This is a genomic window from Parerythrobacter lutipelagi, assembly GCF_005434975.1.
Lineage (GTDB): Bacteria > Pseudomonadota > Alphaproteobacteria > Sphingomonadales > Sphingomonadaceae > Parerythrobacter_A > Parerythrobacter_A lutipelagi.
Genome location: NZ_SKCJ01000001.1, coordinates 630,001 through 649,017, shown reverse-complemented (window position 1 = coordinate 649,017; position 19,017 = coordinate 630,001). Strand labels below are relative to the sequence as shown.

Sequence of the window (19,017 nt, the reverse complement as noted above, 5' to 3'; positions counted from 1 at the left end):
TGCAACTCCGCACCCCGTGAAATCCTGTTCACCACTCGTCTAGTCGCCGGTCGATAGGGCTGCAGTCATGGATCGCAAATCAAGTTTCGCAGCGGCTTTGGCCGCAATCTCGCTCTGCCCGGCGCCCGCCTTCGCGCAGGAAGCCTCACTCTCGCAGGATGAGATCGTGGTCACCGCGCAGCGCTCCGGCGCGCCGATGTGGACAATCGAAACACCGACCGGCACTGTCATCCTCGTCGGCGAGATCAGCGCTGTGCCCAAGAGCACACCGTGGGAGCCGGACCGGCTGAAGGATGCGGCGGCCGGGGCCGACCGTGTCTTCATTCGCGCGCTGCCCAAGTTCTCGCCGGGCGATGTGTTCCGGCTCATCTTTGCCGGCGGACGCATTACCAAGCTGCCCGACGGCAAGGTTGCGGCGGACTTTCTGAGCGCCGAACAACGCACGCGGCTGGCGGCTTTGGAGACCGAATACGACGTCGATTACGACCGCCGCAGCTTTCTGATGTCGGGCTTCGACCTGCTCGCGCGGCGGCTCGATTTCGATGACAAGACCACCAAGGATCCGACCGATATCGTGCGCAAGGCCGCCGACCGCGCCGATGTGCCGATTACACGGCCCGAGCGGTTTCGCGGCGAAGACCTGCTCGACGATCTCGCCGAAGCGGACCCGAAGAGCCACATACCCTGCCTGGAGGCGGCGATGACCGCGACTGAAGCGGGGCAGGGCATCATCGCGCAGCGCGGCGACGCCTGGCGCAACCGCGAGATCCCCGCCGTGATGGCCAACCCGCTTGAAATCGCGCTCGGCACCTGCTGGCCGTGGGCGGATGACGATGTCGGCAAGGAAATCCGCGACCAGTGGACCGGGATGATCGCCGATTCTGCGGAAGCTGCCGGGGTGACGCTGGCGGTGGTTCCGCTGCGCGTGCTGGCAGAACAGGACGGTGTGCTCGACCAGCTCGAAGCGCGCGGTTTGCCGATCGTCGGACCGGAGTGGCGCTGAGCCTTACCCCCGCAAGCTCTCCATCCGCTTCAAATAACGCGCCAGCACGTCGATCTCGAGATTGACCTTGCTGCCTTCTTCCAGCGTGCCGAGCGTTGTCACCTCGCCGGTGTGCGGGATGATGTTGAGCGCGAAGTCGCAGGTGCCGTCGGCGCGGTCGCGGATGTCGTTGACGGTCAGCGAGACCCCGTCGATGGTGATCGAGCCCTTGGCGGCGATGAAGGGTGAATATTCCGCCGGGGCGCGGATCGCCATGCGGGTCGAGCCGCCTTCTTCCTTCGCCATTTTTACCTCGCCCACGCAATCGACATGACCGGTAACGATATGGCCGCCCAGTTCATCACCGACTTTGAGCGCCTGTTCGAGATTGAGCCTGCGCCCTTTGCTCCATTGATCCGGCACGCTGCATGATACGGTTTCGTCCGAGACATCGACAGCGAACCAGCTGTCGCCGGGCTCCCCGCCGCGATCGACCACCGTCAGGCACACGCCCGAACAGGCAATCGAGGCCCCGATGGCCATCTTGTCGGGATCATACGGGCAGGCGATACGAATGTGCAGGTCGCCGCGGCGCTCGACGTTGACGATGGTGCCGATGGCGGTGATGATTCCGGTGAACATGCAAACTCCCTTTAGCGGGTGCGGCTGTAGGCTTCGTGGCTGTCGCTGCCAAGCTGGCGCCGTTCGGAAAGCGTCCAGCGGTCATGGGCCGAGGCGAGGTCGGTGAGGCCGATATCGCCGATAGCGTTGCGGCCGCCGATCACAATGGGCGCACGGTAGAGCTCGATCCGGTCGACCAGATCCCGAGCCAGAAAAGCCGCCGCTGTCTGCGCGCCGCCTTCGACGTAAAGATACTGCACGCCGTCAAGCTGCGCCACCTGCTCCGGTGCGTTGATCACTTTCACTCCGTCGGGCGGGACGCCGCGTGACAGCAGGATGCGCTGCGGACTGCGGTCCTCCAGCCCTTCCAGCCGCACATTGAGCCGTGGCCTGTCCGCCCGCCATGTGCCGCCGCCGACGAGAATCGCGTCCACCATTGCGCGGCGCGAATGAACATGCGCGCGCGCGGCTTCGCCGGTGATCCACTGGCTCTCGCCATTGTCGAGCGAGACGCACCCGTCGAGCGAGACAGCGAGCTTGAGCGTGATATGCGGGCGGCCGCGCTCTGCGCGCGTGAGATAGCCGGCAAGGCTTTCACGGCAAGCGTCATCGGGCTGGTGGACCGCATCGACCCCGGCCTCCCGCATCGCCTGCAGGCCTTTGCCGGAGGTGCGCGGATCGGGGTCCATCACGCCGAAAACGCAGCGCGCCACGCCCGCTTCGCCGATCGAGGCTGCACAGGAAGGCCCGCGCTCCGACCGGTGAGCGCAAGGTTCCAGCGTGCAATAGAGCGCCGCGCCCCTCGCCGCATTGCCCGCCATCGCGAGAGCCATTGCTTCGGCATGGGGTCTGCCGCCGGGCTGGGTCCATCCGCGGCCCACGACGATGTTGTCCTTCACGAGAATGGCCCCGACCCCGGGGTTGGGACGGCTCAATGGTCGAGCGCGCGACGCGAGGCGCGCCGCCGCCGCCAGCCAGTCTGCGTCAGTCCGCAGTTGCGGGTTCATCAGGCTCGATACCGGCTCGGCTCAGCAGGGCGCGGCGTTCCGCCTCTGCGGCTTCCGCGGCGCGCGCTTCATCTTCGGCGATTTCCCGCTCCATTCCGTCCACGTCGACGCCGGTCGCTTCACCCAGTGTGCGATAGAGATCACGCCGGACTTCCAACCGCTCCTGCTCAAGCGCCGCGCGCTCTTCCTTCGCCCTTTGATTGGCGATGTTGGAAGCGATGATCTGTTCCTGCGTGCGGTCCGCATCGAAGGTCGAGATGTAGATCACCTCGGGCGGTCTCGGCAGGCCGATATAGCTTTCCCCGGCGAAAACGTAGAGCACGCTCAGCGGAATAAGGACAGAGATCACCATCACCGGAATACGGCGCGGGTTGGGGCGGCGGAATTCGTGCCAGAAATCCTTGATGCCCGGTATCGGATTGAGTCTGCGGAGGAAGCGCATTTACCGACCATAGGCGGTTGGCCTGAACAGCGCCAGTACGAAGCGCGCCCCGGCAGCCGTCACGAATTTCAGCCGAAATGACGGTAGAGCGAGCGCCCGTGTTGCTTGAGCCAGCGATTCGCGCTGTCTATGTCGCCTTCGAACAAGCCGCCGAGCAGGGTGTGGAAGGCACTGCTGTGATCGAAGTGCACCAGATGGGCGACCTCATGCGCAACCACCGAGCGGCGCACCGCATCGGGTGCCATGACCAGTCGCCAGTTGATCCGCACAGTGCCGCTGGTCGAACAACTGCCCCAGCGGCGCTGCGCCCTTGAGAGCGCGATCTTCGGAGTTTCCACCCCGCCGCGCGCGCAATATTCTGCGAGGTCGGCTGACATGAGCTCGCGCGCCTCTGTCCGCAGCCAGCGCTCGAGCCGTCCCGCCAGCGCATCCCCGGGTCCGCCGACCACCAGCCTGCTGCCATCGACAACAACGCGGCGCGCGTGATCCGCCTGCCAATGGACAGTTAGATCGCACCCGCGAAACGGCAGGATCGACCCCGAACGCGGCGCTTGCGGGCGTTCGGCCTTGGCCAGTTGCCCTTCGAGCCAGTCTTCGCGGGAGCGGGCAAATTCGATCGCTTCGCGCGTGCGGCCCCATCGCGGAATGGTGATCCGCACTTCCGACCCGTCGGGGGCAAGCCGCATGGTCATGCGCTTGGCCGTGGGATGACGCTTGATCGCCAGCGGCAGGTCGTGCCCGCCGACCGTCACCGCCGGTTCCTGCATATCGGGGCGCAGCCAATCGATCACCGGCTCAATCCCATTCGACGATATGGTGTTCCAGCGGGCCGGCCCTGGTCTCGCTGATGACCCGCCCGGCAACCGAAACGCCCGCTGCGATCACCGCGTCGGGATCGCCGCAGATCAGATGGTGCCACTCTTTCAGCGGTTTGCCTTCCGCGCGCAGCCGGTAGGCGCAGGTTTGCGGCAGCCACGGCACGCTATCCATCAGCTTGAAGGTCAGGCGCAGGCAATCCGGGACGAAGGCCTTGCGGTTGCGATAGTCGCTGCACCGTGCGGTCTTACAATCGAGCAGCTTGCACGCGACGTTGGTGTGCTCGATCTCGCCAGTGTCTTCGTCTTCGGTCTTGTGCAGGCAGCAGCGCCCGCAGCCGTCGCACAGCGCTTCCCATTCCTCGCGGTTCAGATCGCCGAGCGGAAGTTCCCAGAACCTGTCCCTCAGCGGACCCACCCTTCAAGTTCGCTCGCCACCGCTTCCGGCCCCTTGTCGGTCGGGAGCAAGCCAAGCGGCTCGCCTTCGGGCCCGAACAGATAGGTCAGGGTCGTGTGAGTAATGTTGTAGCCTTCAGCCGCGTCGGGATCGTCTTTCTGTGCGCTTGCCGAGAAGATTCTCACAACCTTGTCGGTTTCTTCCTGGTTGCCGCGCAGGCCGATCAGGCGGGGATGAAAATTCCCCACGAACTCGTCGATTGCAGCCACCGAATCGCGATCCGGATCGACCGAGATGAAGATCGGCTGGACCTTGCGAGCGAGGGCGGGGTTTTCCTTCTCGAACAGTTCCAGCCCGGCTGACATGCGCTGGACATCGGTCGGGCAGATCGACGGGCAATAGGTGAAGCCGAGGTAAACCATCCGGTACTGCCCGTCGAAGTCCGACCAGCTGACCGGCTGCCCCTTGTTCGAAGTCAGAGTGAACGCACCGCCCAGCGATGAGCCGCGCAAGTCCGCTCCGTCGGGCGAGGGACCGGGCGGGGTGGCTCCACCACAGCCGGCAAGCGCGAGCGCTGCAAATCCGGCGAGCGAAATTCGGGAAATATGACGAAGCATGGCGCGGCGCTTAATGCTCTGCTAATCGGCGCTGCACAAGAGGGCGAGTCCGCCCACCACGACCTTTTCAATTCGGAGGCAATCCTTTCCATGGCCCGCGCGCTCTTTCGCAATGCCCTGATCGCCGCTTCGCTCGCCGCAATCGCTACGCCGGCACCGGCGCAGATATTCTCGGACGGTTATGAATTTCTCAAAGCCGTGCGTGACCGCGATGGGCAGAAAGTGACCGATACGCTCAACGAGCCGGGCGCGACCATCGTCAACACCCGCGACAAGGCGACCGGTGAGACTGCACTGCATATCGTAACGTCGCGGCGCGAAACCGTGTGGGTCCGATTTCTGCTGCAGAAAGGGGCCAATCCCAATATCGCCGATCGTGATGGCACCACGCCGCTGATGATCGCTACGGGCCTGGGCGAAGTCGAGGCGGCGGAAATCCTGATCAAGCGCGGCGCAAAGGTCGATGTTTCGAATGCGACCGGCGAGACACCGTTGATTGCGGCCATTCATCGGCGCGATCTGCCGATGATCAAGATGTTGCTCGAGCACGGAGCAAACCCGGACAAGTCCGACAACTCGGGTAGAAACGCGCGCGACTATGCCGGTTTGATGAATAGCAATGAGCAATTGATCGATGCGCTCGAAACAGCCGATACCGCGCGCGAGGCGGCGGTTCGGGCGCCGCAGACCTACGGGCCGGATTTGTGATGACGGGCTATGCGGACATGACGCTCGACGAGCTGCGCATTGCGCTGGCGCCGGAAGTTGCCAACTCGGCCGTGTTCGATGGCTGGAACGCCAAAGCGGTTGAAAACGCGGCGGACATGGTCGGAGTCGATGCCGATGTTGCGCGGCTCGCCTATCCCGGAGGTGCAATGGACATGATCGGCGCGTGGATCGACAGCATCGACGCCGCGATGGCCGGGCATTTCACTCGGGAAGAGCTGGCCAAGCTGCCGATCCGCGAACGCATCCGTTCATTGGTTCAGTTCCGGCTGGACGCGATCGAGGGTCAGGAAGAAGCGTTGAAACGCGCCACGGCGATCATGGCCATGCCGCAGAATGTCGCGGCATCGCTCAAGACCGGGTGGCGCAGCGCGGATCTGATGTGGCGTCTCGCGGGCGACACCGCGACCGATTACAACCACTATACCAAGCGCACCATTCTTGGCGGGATATACACCGCGACTCTGGCGGTCTTCGCCGACGACGAGAGCGAGGGCAAGGCCGATACCAGGGACTTCCTCGACCGCCGGATCGAAGGCGTGATGAAGTTCGAGAAAGCCAAGGCCAAGTGGCTCAACCCGGAACGGGAGAGCTTCAGCGTTACGCGGTTCCTCGGCCGGTTGCGCTATCCCGCGCGCTGAAGCGACTCTGTTCCCACTTCTATTGATAATCAGTTGCAATAAGCGCGCGTCTCTGGCAGCGCGCGCCGCATGACATTGGAAGCCCTTGCTATCGGACAGCGCGCGCGGATCGTCGCGGTCGACTGGGACCGTGTTGCGCCCGAAGACGGCAAGCGTCTTCGCGCCCTGGGTATCGACGAAGGCGCGCGAATCGCCATCGCACACCGCGGTGTGTTGGGCGGGCGTGATCCGATTGCGATCATGATAGGCCGCATGACCATCGCGCTGCGCCGTGCCCACGCCGAAGCCATGACGGTCGAGCATCTATGACCCGCCTGCGCCGCGCCGCGCTGGTCGGCAATCCCAATGCCGGCAAGAGCGCGCTGTTCAACGCGCTGACCGGTGCGCGTCAGAAGATCGCCAACTATCCCGGCGTTACGGTGGAGCGAAAGGTGGGACGGTTGGTCCTGCCTTCGGGCGAGCCGGTCGAACTGATCGATTTGCCGGGCAGCTACAGCTTCGACGCGGCCAGCCCTGACGAAGAAGTCACCCGCAAGGTCGTGATGGGCGAATTCCCGGGCGAGGCAAAGCCCGATGCGCTGGTGATCGTGCTCGATGCCGCGAATCTCGAACAACACCTGGTCTTCGCGCAGGAAGTCATTGCGCTGGGCGTGCCAACGGTCGTGGCGCTGAACATGATCGACCTGGCCGAACGGGACGGGCTGGTGCTCGATCCGGCAGCGCTGTCACAAGCGCTCGGCGTGCCGGTGGTGCCGACCGTTGCCGTTCGCCGCCGCGGTCTTGCCGAACTGACTGAAGCCATAGGTTCTGCGGAAGAACTGGCAGACGCGCAGTCTCACCCGGATCCGCGCCCGCACATCACCTTGCCCGAACGCCGCCTCACCGCACGCAACATCGCCAAGGCGGCGATCCTGTCCGAGAGTACAGAACACCGCATCCATGCAGGCCTCGACAAGGTTTTGCTGCATCCGTGGCTTGGCCCGCTGATCCTGTTCGCGATCCTGTTTGTGATCTTTCAGGCGGTGTTTGCCTGGGCGACACCGTTTGCCGACGCGCTCGATGCCGGGGCGGGCGCGCTGTCGGGGCTGGTTGTGGCAAACTTCCCCGCAGGTTTCTTGCGCGACCTGGTGACGGAAGGCGTGATCGCCGGGGTTGGTTCGGTGGTCGTCTTCCTGCCGCAGATCGTGATCCTGTTCTTCTTCATCCTGTTGATGGAGGCGAGCGGATATATGGCGCGCGCGGCCTTCGTGATGGACCGGATGATGGCCAGCGTCGGCCTGTCCGGCAAAAGCTTCATCCCGCTGCTGTCCAGTTTTGCCTGCGCCATTCCCGGCATCATGGCGACGCGGAGCATTGCGGACCCGAAGGACCGGCTGACTACCATTCTGATTGCTCCGCTGATGACCTGTTCGGCCCGCTTGCCGGTCTATGGCATCATTATCGCAGCGGTCATTCCCAACACCAGCGTCGCTCCCTTTGTCGGCTTGCAGGGGCTGGTGCTGCTGGGGCTTTATCTGGCCGGTATCGTCGGGGCGATGGTCGTCGCCCTCGTGCTGCGCAAATCCGTGACCAAGGGGGACGCCAGCGGCTTCATCATGGAACTGCCGCGGTACCAGCTGCCGGCGGTAAAGGATTTGCTGATCGGCCTGTGGCAGCGGGCGTGGGTGTTTCTGCGCCGTGCAGGCACGATCATCTTTGCTGCAACCGTGGTGCTGTGGCTGCTGCTGACCTTCCCCAAGGCAGACCCGGGCGAAAGCCAGGTCGATGCCAGCTTCGCCGGGCAGATCGCGACCGCCATGCATCCGGTGTTCGAACCGATCGGTTTCAACCGCGAGATGACGCTGGCACTGGTGCCCGCCATGGCCGCGCGCGAAGTTGCGGTGTCCTCGCTCGCGACCACCTATGCGGTCGACTCGGACGATGAAGACAAGACCCTGGCGGCGCTCGAAGGCAAGATCTCGCAGCTGTGGGGCCTGCCCACCGCGCTCGCATTCCTCGCATGGTTCGTCTTCGCCCCGCAATGCGTCTCGACCATCGCGGTCGCCCGGCGGGAGACCAACGGATGGAAATGGCCCGCATTCATGGTCGGATACCTGTTCGCGCTGGCCTATGCCTTTGCCGGGCTGACATACTGGCTGGCGACAGCAGCAGGGCTCTAGCGGCCAGACCGATCCGAAGCCGGTGGAAACGAGTGGTTCTTCACTGGCACCGCTTGGCTCCATCCGATAGGCCGGTGCCCGAACAGACAAAGGGACGATTCGATGGCCGGTAGCCTCAACAAAGTCATGCTCATCGGGAATCTGGGCGCGGACCCCGAGATCCGCAGTTTCCAGAACGGCGGCAAGGTCGCCAATTTGCGCATTGCGACTTCGGAAACATGGAAAGACAAGAACACTGGCGAGCGGCAGGAACGCACGGAGTGGCACACTGTCGCAATCTTTTCCGAAGGCCTCATCGGAGTGGTCGAGCGTTACCTGCGCAAGGGCTCCAAGGTTTATGTCGAAGGCCAGCTGCAAACCCGCAAGTGGCAGGACCAGTCGGGCAATGACCGCTATTCGACCGAAGTCGTGATCCGAGGCATGAACGGGTCGCTCACCATGCTCGACGGCGCATCCGGCGGCGGCAGCGGCGGTGGCGGTGGAGGCGGTGGTGGCGGCCAGCGCGGCGGCGGCGACTGGAACCAGGATCGCGGCTCAGGCGGAAGCTCGGGCGGCTATGGAGGTAGTCAGGGCGGCGGCGGTCAGGGCGGCGGCGGTCAGGGCGGCGGGACTTCCGGCGGCGGCTCGAACTACGACGATCTCGACGACGATATCCCGTTCTGATCGCTTAACCGGGGATCATCCCTTTTTCAGCGCAGAGAGCGCTTCGGCCAGCGGACCGCTTGGCGTGTCGTCGGTGACGATCCCGGCTTTCTTGCGCACTGCGTCGGCATTGGGCCCTTCGGCGTAGGGATCGATCGCAAGGCCGAGGCTTTGCGCGACCGCCTCGCCAAGATCGAAGCTGTCGCCGGAATACTCGATATCGTCGAGCTCGTTCGGATCGAGTTCGATTTCGGCGTCGGGCACTTCGGGTACGGCACCGGCCGGGACAAAGCGCAAGGCGAGCTTTTCCGATATCCGGACCGGAAAATCATCGCCTGAGATGGCGCAGGCCTGAATTATGTCGGCCTCCAGCGTTCCCTCTCCGGTCACCGCCTTGCCATCATCGCCGAGGCTGACCCGGGCGACCAGTGAAGAAACCTCGGTCACATCGAACCTGACTGCCAGAGCGGCGCGTTCTGATGCGCCGGGGATCAATTCGACTGGCTCCTGAGGGAGCGGCCTGAGGCGGACCATGCGAGAGAATTCCGGCGCGCTCATGCCGCGATATTCCCGGCGCGGAATTCGTCGTCCGAAATGCCGGCAAAACGCGCGGCAAGGTCGCTGAGCCCCGCTGCCAGCTTTGTGCCATCGGCACCGTCATTGAGAGTCATGTTCTTTTCAACCACGTCTTCCATCGCGCGTTCACCCGAAACGGCATTGCGGAACGCACCGATCCGTCCGCCCATCGCGGAAACCAGTTTGCCGACATATTTGCCCACGGTGGGATCGCCCACGCCGCTTTCACGCAGCTGGCTGTCCATATCCTCGACAAACAATTCGGTCAGATAGGCGGTATCGCGCGACAGCGCTTCGTCCTGCTCCATCCGCACGATCGCCAGCGCGACCACGGCGGTGATCATGTCGAACCGCCCCTCCAGCGTATCGGCCACTCCGCACGCCGCATACCAGTGTTTGTTCCGGGCCTGTGCAACAAGCGCGTGCCACAAAGGGCGAATATCCTCACGCGGGTCGCGTTCGGTACCAAACAGGCGGGACAGCAAAGACATAGCGAAGGGCACTCCGTCGGGTTATTCAGCGACAATTCAACCCGCCGTCCCCAAGCGCCCGAAGCGCGAAGTTGCAAGGCGGCGGCCATCGCCGTAAGGCTCGCTTCGATATAGGACAGATGTGCGCCGTTCCAACCATGGCATGGCGCGCGCGAAAGAAGGTTTGTTTCGATGATTTCACGCCCGAATACATTTCGCAGGGTGATGGCAGGCGCTTCCCTGATGGTCGCAGCTGTGGCGATTTCGGGCTGCAGCTCGATCCGCGAGAACCGCGGATACATTCAGGACAACATGCTGACCGACTCGGTCCAGCCGGGGATCGACAATCAGGATTCGGTCGCAGCAACGCTTGGCCGGCCGTCCTTTACCAGCCAGTTCGGCGACCAGACATGGTATTACGTGTCGAGCGTGACCGGACGCAAACCGTTCGTGCGGCCGCGGATCAGACAGCACAGCGTGCTGGCGGTGAAGTTCGACGGTTCCGGCAATGTCGTAGCGACAGAGCGCAGCGGTCTCGACAAGGTCGTGTTCCTTTCGCCCGAAGGCGATGAGACGCCGACGCTGGGTCGCGAGCGCGGGTTCCTGGAAGACCTGTTCGGCAACATCGGCACGGTCGGCGCACCGGGCGCGGGCGGCGGCGCTGGACCGGGCGGCTAAACCCGGCTGCAAAGCGCCCCGGCCTGTGTCGGGCGTTGTCTTGACCACTGGGCGGCGCACCCCATATCCCGCTGCATGGATGAGAAAAACTCTGCACACGGGCTAACGCCCTGGCACGGCACGACCATCGTCGGGATCAGGAAGAACGACAAAACCGTGATCGCCGGTGACGGTCAGGTTTCGATGGGCAACACCGTGATGAAACCGAACGCACGCAAAGTGCGCCGGATTGGTGATGGCAAGGTTGTCGCCGGATTTGCCGGAGCCACCGCCGATGCCTTCACCCTGTTCGAGCGGCTGGAAAAGAAGCTGGAGCAGTATAGCGGCCAGTTGATGCGCGCCGCTGTCGAGCTTGCCAAGGACTGGCGAACCGACAAATATCTGCGCAATCTCGAAGCCTTGATGATCGTGGCCGACAAGGACACTCTGCTGGTACTCACCGGCAATGGCGATGTGCTGGAGCCCGAAGGCGGGATTGCCGCGATCGGATCGGGCGGCAATTTCGCCCTTGCTGCGGCCCGCGCTCTCACCGCCTATGAAGAAGATGCTGAACAGATTGCCCGCAAGGCGATGGCTGTCGCCGCAGACATCTGTGTCTTCACCAATGACAATGTGACGCTTGAAACCGTCTGACCCGACCGGGAATTCCATGACAGAAGCACTGACACCAAAGGCGATCGTCGCCGCGCTCGACGAGCATATCATTGGCCAGAATGATGCCAAACGCGCGGTGGCAGTGGCGCTGCGCAACCGCTGGCGCCGCCAGCAGCTCGGTCCTGAGTTGCGCGACGAAGTCACCCCCAAGAACATTCTGATGATCGGCCCGACCGGCTGTGGCAAGACAGAGATCTCACGCCGCCTCGCAAAGCTGGCCGAAGCGCCGTTCGTAAAAGTCGAAGCGACGAAATTCACTGAAGTCGGCTACGTTGGCCGTGATGTCGAACAGATCGCGCGCGATCTGGCGGAAGAAGCGATCCGGCTGGAGAAAGACCGCCGCCGCGAGGCCGTGCGCGAAACCGCCAGCGAAGCCGCGATGGACCGGCTGCTCAATGCGTTGGTCGGAGAGAACGCCTCCGAAGCCACCCGCGAGAGCTTCCGCAACCGCATTGTCGACAATTCGATGAACGATACCGAAGTCGAAATCGACGTGCAGGACGCACCCTCGATGCCGATGGACATTCCCGGCATGGGCGGCAATGTCGGCATGATCGACCTCAGCGATATGTTCGGCAAGGCGATGGGCAAGAAGCCGACCAAACGCCGCAAGCTGAAAGTGCCCGACGCATGGGACAAGCTGGTGGAGGAAGAGGCCGAGAAGCGGATGGACCAGGACGATGTCGCCCGCGTCGCGCTGGAGAATGCCGAAGCCAACGGCATCGTGTTCCTCGACGAGATCGACAAGATCGCCGTCAGCGATGTGCGCGGCGGCTCTGTCAGCCGGGAAGGAGTCCAGCGTGATCTGCTGCCGCTGATCGAAGGCACGACGGTTTCGACCAAATACGGTCCGATGAAGACCGACCATATCCTGTTCATTGCCAGCGGTGCGTTTCATCTTGCCAAGCCGAGCGACATGTTGCCGGAATTGCAGGGCCGCCTGCCGATCCGCGTCGAATTGCGCGCGCTGACCGAAGAGGACTTTGTCCGGATCCTGAGCGAAACCCGCGCCAATCTGGTCGAACAGTATCGCGCCTTGCTTGGGACTGAAGAGGTCACGCTCATACTGGATGACGATGCAGTGGCAGAGATCGCCAAGATTGCCGCGCAGGTGAACGATAGTGTCGAGAATATCGGAGCCCGCCGCCTGCAAACGGTGATGGAAAAGCTGCTCGAAGAACTCAGTTTCGAGGCCGAGGAGCACAAGGGCGAAACGATCACGATCGACGCCGACTATGTGCGTGACAAGCTCGGTGAACTGGCCGGCGATACCGATCTCAGCAAATACATCCTCTGACGGTGCCGACCCCGGTTTCAGGCCGCGAGACCATGATCGCGCAGATGGAGCCCAGACTCGATGCCGCAGTGTGGCGGTTTGTCTTGATCGGGCCCGGCAACGCGCCGACGCTGCTGGGCAGAGCGATTGCCACCTTCCGCGAGGACGAAGGCGTGACGGCAATCGTTCCGGCTGAAGTGGCCGATGAGGCTGGCCTGCCCGGACCCGATTTTCGCCGTATCGTGCTGCAAGTCTACTCGGACCTGGAAGGCGTGGGCCTGACCGCCGCTGTTGCCTCGGCGCTCGCCGATGGCGGTATCGCCTGCAACATGGTCGCAGCCTTCCATCACGATCATGTGTTCGTTCCGGCAAAGAAGGCCGAAGCAGCACTGGCATTGCTGGAAGCGCTCTCAGTAAAGCGGCGCGTTTAGGTGTCCGACCCGAGCCACGCCGGCACAAAGTGATGTTACACACCTTCCTCGCCGCTGGAACCGCCTCCTTTGTACTTGTTGTAACAGTATATCGAGCCAATTTTATAGCTGTATAGCCGTCCGAAAAGCATCCGAGCTTGAATAATATGGATTTTCCTTTCACCATGTTTTTGAGGGGGGATTCTTATGGGTTGTATTCTTTCGATCGGCGATGTTCATGCTGAAGGCATTTCAGTCGGCGGGATCTACACGTCGCTGGATGTCGAAATTACCGCTCAGCAATGCGCCAATATCGAGATTTCCGTTTACGATGGTGTAAATCTAATCGGTCAGGAGCCATTTTCGGGAGCCGGCGGCACCAATACCCATACTGTTCCGCTGACGAAGGCGGTCCGATGTGATGAAAATATCCGCGTTGAGGTTGTTTGCACCGACACACCCGATTGTAAGGAGTCAAAACAGACGGGAGTTCTTTGCAATCCTCCGCTCTGCTGCCTTCCTTTGAATATAAGCTATCAGGATTTGGGCTGTGTAGGCGCGTCAACCTTTCGCCAAATTGAGATATCCGTTTCCGGCACGATCATGGACCCTGATTGCCTGCCTTACGCTCTGCAATTGGCGTTTGGTGATGGCCAGCTGGGCAACACTCAGTTCATTTCATCCGGAAGCACAATCAATTTTTCCGAGGTTCACAGCTACGATACGTCGAGCACTACATCGTTCACTCTGGAAGTCCGGTTCCCTTCCCACCCCGATTGTCCGCCGCAAACGCATTTGTTGAGCTTCGACAATTGCGCGACCGACTGCTGCCCGGTTATTACAAATTCTACTGTCGTGATCAGCGACTGCAAGCCGGGGTGCCAACGTACCGCTACCCTGACCGCCCATTATTTGACGTTCCAGTCACCTTGCGTACCGGCCACCATTCAGTGGGTGCTATTTGATAACAGCGGCACAAACGTTATCGATCATGGTCTGTCCAAATCAACTGGAAACCCGGGGCCATTGGTTTGGGAGACCGATCCGCTCGATCCAGCGGGTTCTCCTTATATCGCCAGGCTCGTGACCGACTTCCCTGACGGTTGCGATGACCACGAAATTACCTTCGACATACCAGCGTGCTCTGAAGATCCGCAATGTCCGCAAAACCTCTCAGTAACGGCGACGGAAGGGGGCTGCGAGCGCCAGAGCCCCGGCAACCCGCTTTCGCCGGTCGGGCGCCGCGTGGATATTGAGATTTCCGGAGATTTCTTCACCGGCTGCGGGGCCGGGAACGGGCCGACCAAGCTGCGCGTCGAATATGGCGATGGGCAGGTTGAGACGAAGACGCTTCCCGTGGTCGGCGGTTCACTCACCTTTGGATTCGATCATCTGTATTTAGGCTCGGGTCCGCATACTATCACGGTATCGGTTATCGATCCGAGCCCGTGTGCCGAAACTGCCACTGTGACGATCAATGTGACCAAATGCGATCAACCCGATCCGCCGAAAGTGCCTTGTCCGGATGCGCCGCCAAGTTGGTGTCTGCTGTGCAAATGGTGCCACTACGCAGTGCAGTTGGATGGCAAGCCCGGTTTCTGCAAGAACCGTTTTTGGCTGACCTTGATCGCTGCGCTGGTTGGTTTTGCCCTCTTTTCCGTCTTGCAGGGATGGGTGACGATAACCCCCGGCAATGAGTGGTGGGAAAACTTGGCCGCGGGAACCACGTACTTGCTGGCCACAATATTCGTGATTTACAGCTTGTGGTGCGGGCCCTGTTGTATGACATGCCTCATAAGGATCTCGTTGATCTTTTTCGTACTTTATTTGCTAATAGGTCTAGCAACCAGCACAATGATTTGGGGTGGAGTCATTGCTTTTCTGATCATACTGTCTGGCATTATAACAAGCTATATTGCCGCACTTTATCTATGCAAGAAGAAGCAAAAGGAGGAGGGGGGTTATCAAGAGCAGCTGGATAATTGTGAATAATGGGGACTTTTCTGGGAGAGTGATGTGACTGTTCTGAGCCGCAGGCAGGTGTTGATGTCGACCGGGGCTATCGGCCTGGCTTTTGCGACAGGCGGGTGCGAAGCGATCCAGCGAATTATTGACGAGCGGCCCACTCGGCGCAATTTGGCAAATCTCAGCGCAAACAGTTTCGAAATCCAGGTATTCAAGGATGGTGTCGCGCAGATGAAAGCGTTGCCATCAAGCGACAAGCGAAGCTGGGTGCATCAGGCCAGCATTCACAACGACTTTTGTCCGCATGGCAATTGGTGGTTCCTGCCATGGCACCGTGTGTACATCCAGGCGTTCGAGCGGATTATCCGGGGCCTTACGGGCGAACCGGATTGGGGATTGCCGTATTGGAACTGGCAGCACGTTCAGTCCGTGCCAGCCATCTTTACCGACAGTACCAGCCCGTTATTCGATGCAACGCGCTCTTCGAATAATCTCAATTCCACCACCTTCGGCGCTGCCAACGTTGAAGCTAAAATGAGCGAATCCGATTTCGAGCTGTTTGCCGGCTCCGCACCCAATAATCTCGCGCCGTTCAACATCAGAGACGCGGGCACAAAGGGTGTTCTGGAGCAACAACTGCACGATATCGTCCATGGCACCGTAGGCGGACCATCTGGTCATATGCGTTACACCAGCACCGCAGCTCTCGATCCGGTGTTCTGGTCACATCACTGCATGGTCGACTACCAATGGCATCAGTGGAACGACAATCGTGCCAATTCCAATATCAGCAATAGCGATTGGATCACCATGCCAATTGACGGGATGTTCGTGGATCCGGATGGCAACGATATCAACGGTACGATCGAAGATGTCATTCCTTTACCGTTATACGCATATCAATACGAACCCGACACGATTGGCACGGTGTTCGGCATTCGTGGTACTCAGCGCTCAGGGCAACTCGAGCGGCTGATGGTGCAGGGCGGACCCGCGAAGTTCCGGGAGTTGGATTCGACCAGAATTGCCCGAGACCTGGTTGTCGGGCCAGACACGCCGAGCACATTTTCATTGGACATTCCTGCGGCAGCATTTTCCGCTGCCATGGCACCGCTGCAAGAAGGTCGTATTTTCCTCCGATTGATCGATCCCAAGGCCCCGCAGGTCAGCGACTATTTCGTGCGCGTGTTTCTCGGTAATCCCAACGCCAATGTCGACACCCCGATCGATGATGCCAGCTATGCCGGAAGCTTTGGCTTCTTTACGGCAAAAGACGGCAAGCATCATTCCGGTGCGTATCAGGTCGAGATTTCGAATGCCCTGCGCTCCGCTGGCCGTGTCCGAGGCGTATCGGAGAGGGTGCAACTGACCTTCGTCCCAATCCCCAATGGCCCGGCGAGCCAGACCGAGTCCGATCCGTTGCAACTCGGATCAATAGATCTAATCCTTGGATCGATGGCACCACTCGAACGCTCGTAGCCGGAGAATTGGCACGTCGCAGCTTCGAGAAGTCACCGACCAGACCGGCTCAAACCGTTCCCACTTCGCTCTCCGCCGCCTGCCGGCTCCACATTTCGGCGTAGAGCTCTCCATGCGCCAGAAGCGCCGAGTGACTGCCGCGTTCGACAATGCGGCCATGGTGCATTACCAGAATCTCGTCCGCATCGGCAATCGTCGACAAGCGGTGCGCAATCGACAGCGTCGTGCGGTTCTCCGCGACCCGGTGCAGCGTTTGCAGGATCGCCTGTTCGGTCCTGGTGTCGAGCGCGCTGGTCGCTTCGTCGAGCAACAGGATCGGCGGGTTTTTGACCAATGTCCGGGCGATGGCCACGCGTTGCTTCTCACCGCCGGACAATTTGAGCCCGCGCTCCCCTACTTCGGTATCCAGACCCTTGGGCAAACGGTTGATGAAGGGAAGAATCGCCGCCCCTTCCGCCGCCGCAAGGACCTCTTCTGCGCTCGCGCCGTCCCGGCCGTAAGCTATGTTGTAGCCGATGGTGTCGTTGAACAGCACGCTGTCCTGCGGGACGATGCCGATTTGCGCGCGCAGGCTTGCTTGTGTCACTTCGGCGATATCCTGCCCGTCGATCAGGATCCGCCCGTCCTGCGGATCGTAAAAACGAAACAGCAGCCGCGCGATGGTGCTCTTGCCCGCACCCGATGGCCCGACGATGGCGGTGCTGCTGCCGGCCGGCACTTCGAAGCTCAGTCCGTGCAGGATGGTCCGGTCCGGGTCGTAGCCGAACGTGACATTGTCGAACGCGACCATCGGATTGCGGACCACGATTGGGGGCGCACCCGGTTTGTCCGCCACTTCAACCGGGGTGTCCATCAGGCGGAACATCTGGCCCATGTCGACCAGCCCCTGGCGGATCGTGCGATAGACCCAGCCAAGCAGATCGAGCGGGCGGAAGAGCTGCATCAGATAGGTGTTCACGAACACCAGATCGCCGACCGTCAAATTGCCCTTGCTCCATTCCCACACGGTGAACGCCATCGCCCCTCCCATCAGGGCATTGGTAATGAGCGATTGCACCATGTTGAGCAGGGCGAGCGAATTGTCGGTCTTGACCGCCGCGTCCGCATAGGCGCGGGCGGCGGAGGCGTAGCGCGCCTGCTCGCGCGCTTCGGCACTGAAGTATTTGACGGTCTCGTAATTGAGCAGCGAGTCGACCGCACGGTCCAGTGCCCGGCCATCCAGATCGTTCATCTCGCGCCGCAGCTTGGTACGCCATTCCGTGATCCAGCGCGTAACAGCGATATAGGCGACAACTGTCACGCCCGTCGCGGCGACCAGTTCCCAGCCGAAATTGATGTAGAAGATCACGCCGACCACGAACAGTTCGATGATCGTCGGGGCAATGTTGAACAGCAGGAAATAGAGCATGGAATCGATGCTCTTGGTTCCGCGCTCGATGGTCTTGGTGACTTCACCCGTGCGGCGCGCGAGATGGAACCGCAGGCTCAGGCGGTGGAGCCGGGAAAAGACGTCCTCCGCGAGATGGCGGGTGGCATCCTGTCCGACCCGCTCGAAAGCGACATTGCGCAACTGGTCGAAGGCGACGCCGCCGAAACGGCCCAGTGCGTATGCCAGCACCAGAGAGATGGCGACCATCGCTGCCTCATTGCCCGGGGTGTCCATCGCATCGACGGCGTATTTGTAAGCGAACGGGAGAGCCAGCGTGACTGCCTTCGCCAGCAGAACGAGTATGATCGCAAGGATGATGCGCCGCCGCAGCGCAGCGTTATCCCGCGGCCAGAGATATGGCAGAAACCGCCGGAGCGTCGCCCAGCTATCGTGATCGGCTGGCGTAGGGGAGGCTGCGTCGGGCGGCATCGCCCGGCCCATGTGGGATCAGCACCGTCAAAGGGCAATGATCGGCCGAACGTTGCCGGCCGGCGAATTACAATCGCGAAGGAAAAAACGTGCGGTTGTACAGCTGTTGCAGCTGAGTCCCGCCCGGCAGGTCGAACAGTATGCTGCGGCTCTGAAAATCGATCGCAATCCGGTCAAACAGCCGCAGGTCCCGCATCCCGAGTATGAGAGCAGGCCGCCGGTCGAGCCCGAGCGCTTCGAAGGCCGGTGTATCGGCAAAGGCAATTGTCAGGTTTTGCAGCTCCAGCCCCTGGATCGTAAGCGATTTGGCCAGCGCAAGGTTGCCCGTCAAATCGATACCGTTGACATCTGTGGTGACAAATTCTTCGCGGTCCCGTGCCCGCATCCGGCGTTGCAGCGCAAGATTTCCTATGCTGTTCTGCGCCCCGGTATCGACGATGACCGACGTCGTAACACCATCGATTTTTGCTTGCGTAATGATCAGCCGGCCCAGCTTGCGCCGCGCGCGTACGATAATCTCGAACCCTTTGTTGCCGCCGAGCGCCCTCGCGTCGTCTACTGCAATCGTATCGGCGCGAAAGTCGATCAGCACGCGCATGTCC

The 19,017-nt window shown here is 61.5% G+C and carries 22 protein-coding genes (1 of these 22 only partly in view); 12 read left to right on the top strand and 10 right to left on the bottom strand.

What is annotated here, in order from left to right:
* The first annotated feature begins 67 nt into the window (after positions 1 to 67).
* Entirely contained in the window at positions 68 to 1,003 is a 936-nt protein-coding gene (locus tag E0502_RS03190) for a TraB/GumN family protein (RefSeq protein ID WP_240048839.1), read from the top strand.
* Positions 1,004 to 1,006: 3 nt separating this feature from the next.
* Here the strand turns inward: E0502_RS03190 and E0502_RS03185 are convergent, their stop codons facing one another.
* The 6 genes from E0502_RS03185 to E0502_RS03160 form a co-directional block, all read right to left on the bottom strand.
* On the bottom strand, positions 1,007 to 1,624 hold the full coding sequence (locus E0502_RS03185) for a riboflavin synthase (protein ID WP_137676507.1): 618 nt from the start codon (positions 1,622 to 1,624) through the stop codon (positions 1,007 to 1,009).
* 11 nt (positions 1,625 to 1,635) lie between these two features.
* The gene (gene ribD / locus E0502_RS03180) at positions 1,636 to 2,610 is read right to left on the bottom strand and encodes a bifunctional diaminohydroxyphosphoribosylaminopyrimidine deaminase/5-amino-6-(5-phosphoribosylamino)uracil reductase RibD (RefSeq protein ID WP_137676506.1); all 975 of its coding nucleotides are present in this window, start codon (positions 2,608 to 2,610) and stop codon (positions 1,636 to 1,638) included.
* On the bottom strand, positions 2,588 to 3,052 hold the full coding sequence (locus tag E0502_RS03175; protein ID WP_137676505.1) for a hypothetical protein: 465 nt from the start codon (positions 3,050 to 3,052) through the stop codon (positions 2,588 to 2,590). The genes ribD and E0502_RS03175 overlap by 23 nt, the downstream gene beginning before the upstream one ends.
* Before the next feature lie 68 nt (positions 3,053 to 3,120).
* Positions 3,121 to 3,843 carry a M48 family metallopeptidase gene (locus E0502_RS03170; protein WP_192895905.1) on the bottom strand — a complete coding sequence of 241 codons (723 nt, stop codon included), beginning with the start codon at positions 3,841 to 3,843 and terminating at the stop codon, positions 3,121 to 3,123.
* A gap of 4 nt (positions 3,844 to 3,847) precedes the next feature.
* Positions 3,848 to 4,285: a YcgN family cysteine cluster protein gene (locus tag E0502_RS03165; protein WP_137676504.1), complete on the bottom strand. Its 438-nt coding sequence runs from the start codon at positions 4,283 to 4,285 to the stop codon at positions 3,848 to 3,850.
* On the bottom strand, positions 4,273 to 4,881 hold the full coding sequence (locus tag E0502_RS03160) for an SCO family protein (RefSeq protein ID WP_137676503.1): 609 nt from the start codon (positions 4,879 to 4,881) through the stop codon (positions 4,273 to 4,275). Before E0502_RS03160 ends, E0502_RS03165 begins: the two co-directional genes overlap by 13 nt.
* A gap of 90 nt (positions 4,882 to 4,971) precedes the next feature.
* On the opposite strand from E0502_RS03160, the gene E0502_RS03155 reads away from it, so the two are divergent.
* From E0502_RS03155 to ssb, 5 genes are all read left to right on the top strand, one after another.
* Complete coding sequence (locus tag E0502_RS03155) at positions 4,972 to 5,589, top strand: ankyrin repeat domain-containing protein (protein ID WP_137676502.1); 618 nt, start codon at positions 4,972 to 4,974, stop codon at positions 5,587 to 5,589.
* On the top strand, positions 5,589 to 6,248 hold the full coding sequence (locus E0502_RS03150) for a COQ9 family protein (protein ID WP_137676501.1): 660 nt from the start codon (positions 5,589 to 5,591) through the stop codon (positions 6,246 to 6,248). Before E0502_RS03155 ends, E0502_RS03150 begins: the two co-directional genes overlap by 1 nt.
* Positions 6,249 to 6,317: 69 nt before the next feature.
* Positions 6,318 to 6,557: a FeoA family protein gene (locus E0502_RS03145; protein ID WP_137676500.1), complete on the top strand. Its 240-nt coding sequence runs from the start codon at positions 6,318 to 6,320 to the stop codon at positions 6,555 to 6,557.
* Entirely contained in the window at positions 6,554 to 8,407 is a 1,854-nt protein-coding gene (feoB, locus tag E0502_RS03140; protein ID WP_137676499.1) for a ferrous iron transporter B, read from the top strand. The genes E0502_RS03145 and feoB overlap by 4 nt, the downstream gene beginning before the upstream one ends.
* 102 nt (positions 8,408 to 8,509) lie before the next feature.
* Complete coding sequence (gene ssb, locus E0502_RS03135; RefSeq protein ID WP_137676498.1) at positions 8,510 to 9,070, top strand: single-stranded DNA-binding protein; 561 nt, start codon at positions 8,510 to 8,512, stop codon at positions 9,068 to 9,070.
* 15 nt (positions 9,071 to 9,085) lie between these two features.
* Here the strand turns inward: ssb and E0502_RS03130 are convergent, their stop codons facing one another.
* A complete protein-coding gene (locus E0502_RS03130) occupies positions 9,086 to 9,607 on the bottom strand; it encodes a YceD family protein (protein WP_137676497.1) in 522 nt (173 codons plus the stop codon).
* Positions 9,604 to 10,116: a ubiquinol-cytochrome C chaperone family protein gene (locus E0502_RS03125; RefSeq protein ID WP_137676496.1), complete on the bottom strand. Its 513-nt coding sequence runs from the start codon at positions 10,114 to 10,116 to the stop codon at positions 9,604 to 9,606. Before E0502_RS03125 ends, E0502_RS03130 begins: the two co-directional genes overlap by 4 nt.
* 204 nt (positions 10,117 to 10,320) lie before the next feature.
* Here E0502_RS03125 and E0502_RS03120 point away from each other — a divergent pair, with 204 nt between their 5' ends.
* The 6 genes from E0502_RS03120 to E0502_RS03095 all read left to right on the top strand — a co-directional run bounded on the left by E0502_RS03120 (position 10,321) and on the right by E0502_RS03095 (position 16,557).
* Entirely contained in the window at positions 10,321 to 10,773 is a 453-nt protein-coding gene (locus E0502_RS03120) for an outer membrane protein assembly factor BamE (protein ID WP_240048838.1), read from the top strand.
* A gap of 75 nt (positions 10,774 to 10,848) precedes the next feature.
* Entirely contained in the window at positions 10,849 to 11,406 is a 558-nt protein-coding gene (gene hslV, locus E0502_RS03115; RefSeq protein ID WP_137676494.1) for an ATP-dependent protease subunit HslV, read from the top strand.
* Positions 11,407 to 11,422: 16 nt separating this feature from the next.
* Entirely contained in the window at positions 11,423 to 12,724 is a 1,302-nt protein-coding gene (hslU, locus tag E0502_RS03110; protein WP_137676493.1) for an ATP-dependent protease ATPase subunit HslU, read from the top strand.
* A gap of 32 nt (positions 12,725 to 12,756) precedes the next feature.
* Entirely contained in the window at positions 12,757 to 13,134 is a 378-nt protein-coding gene (locus E0502_RS03105) for an ACT domain-containing protein (RefSeq protein WP_240048837.1), read from the top strand.
* 186 nt (positions 13,135 to 13,320) lie between these two features.
* The gene (locus tag E0502_RS03100) at positions 13,321 to 15,105 is read left to right on the top strand and encodes a PKD domain-containing protein (RefSeq protein ID WP_137676492.1); all 1,785 of its coding nucleotides are present in this window, start codon (positions 13,321 to 13,323) and stop codon (positions 15,103 to 15,105) included.
* 144 nt (positions 15,106 to 15,249) lie between these two features.
* Positions 15,250 to 16,557 carry a tyrosinase family protein gene (locus E0502_RS03095; protein WP_161593692.1) on the top strand — a complete coding sequence of 436 codons (1,308 nt, stop codon included), beginning with the start codon at positions 15,250 to 15,252 and terminating at the stop codon, positions 16,555 to 16,557.
* 49 nt (positions 16,558 to 16,606) lie between these two features.
* Here the strand turns inward: E0502_RS03095 and E0502_RS03090 are convergent, their stop codons facing one another.
* The gene (locus tag E0502_RS03090) at positions 16,607 to 18,415 is read right to left on the bottom strand and encodes an ABCB family ABC transporter ATP-binding protein/permease (protein WP_137676490.1); all 1,809 of its coding nucleotides are present in this window, start codon (positions 18,413 to 18,415) and stop codon (positions 16,607 to 16,609) included.
* 67 nt (positions 18,416 to 18,482) lie between these two features.
* On the bottom strand, positions 18,483 to 19,017 hold the 3' portion of the coding sequence (locus E0502_RS03085) for an aspartyl protease family protein (protein WP_240048836.1). 434 nt of this gene lie beyond the right edge of the window; the window shows 535 of its 969 coding nt (coding positions 435–969); the start codon falls outside the window, past its right edge; its stop codon occupies positions 18,483 to 18,485.

Coding starts and splice junctions, on each gene's coding strand:
- E0502_RS03100 (WP_137676492.1), top strand. CDS start 13,321: ATGGGTTGTATTCTTTCGATCGGCGATGTTCATGCTGAAGGCATTTCA.
- E0502_RS03175 (WP_137676505.1), bottom strand. CDS start 3,052: ATGCGCTTCCTCCGCAGACTCAATCCGATACCGGGCATCAAGGATTTC.
- E0502_RS03120 (WP_240048838.1), top strand. CDS start 10,321: ATGGCAGGCGCTTCCCTGATGGTCGCAGCTGTGGCGATTTCGGGCTGC.
- feoB (WP_137676499.1), top strand. CDS start 6,554: ATGACCCGCCTGCGCCGCGCCGCGCTGGTCGGCAATCCCAATGCCGGC.
- E0502_RS03185 (WP_137676507.1), bottom strand. CDS start 1,624: ATGTTCACCGGAATCATCACCGCCATCGGCACCATCGTCAACGTCGAG.
- E0502_RS03155 (WP_137676502.1), top strand. CDS start 4,972: ATGGCCCGCGCGCTCTTTCGCAATGCCCTGATCGCCGCTTCGCTCGCC.
- E0502_RS03145 (WP_137676500.1), top strand. CDS start 6,318: ATGACATTGGAAGCCCTTGCTATCGGACAGCGCGCGCGGATCGTCGCG.
- E0502_RS03125 (WP_137676496.1), bottom strand. CDS start 10,116: ATGTCTTTGCTGTCCCGCCTGTTTGGTACCGAACGCGACCCGCGTGAG.
- E0502_RS03160 (WP_137676503.1), bottom strand. CDS start 4,881: ATGCTTCGTCATATTTCCCGAATTTCGCTCGCCGGATTTGCAGCGCTC.
- E0502_RS03130 (WP_137676497.1), bottom strand. CDS start 9,607: ATGAGCGCGCCGGAATTCTCTCGCATGGTCCGCCTCAGGCCGCTCCCT.
- ssb (WP_137676498.1), top strand. CDS start 8,510: ATGGCCGGTAGCCTCAACAAAGTCATGCTCATCGGGAATCTGGGCGCG.
- hslV (WP_137676494.1), top strand. CDS start 10,849: ATGGATGAGAAAAACTCTGCACACGGGCTAACGCCCTGGCACGGCACG.
- E0502_RS03150 (WP_137676501.1), top strand. CDS start 5,589: ATGACGGGCTATGCGGACATGACGCTCGACGAGCTGCGCATTGCGCTG.
- ribD (WP_137676506.1), bottom strand. CDS start 2,610: ATGAACCCGCAACTGCGGACTGACGCAGACTGGCTGGCGGCGGCGGCG.
- E0502_RS03190 (WP_240048839.1), top strand. CDS start 68: ATGGATCGCAAATCAAGTTTCGCAGCGGCTTTGGCCGCAATCTCGCTC.
- hslU (WP_137676493.1), top strand. CDS start 11,423: ATGACAGAAGCACTGACACCAAAGGCGATCGTCGCCGCGCTCGACGAG.
- E0502_RS03090 (WP_137676490.1), bottom strand. CDS start 18,415: ATGCCGCCCGACGCAGCCTCCCCTACGCCAGCCGATCACGATAGCTGG.
- E0502_RS03105 (WP_240048837.1), top strand. CDS start 12,757: ATGATCGCGCAGATGGAGCCCAGACTCGATGCCGCAGTGTGGCGGTTT.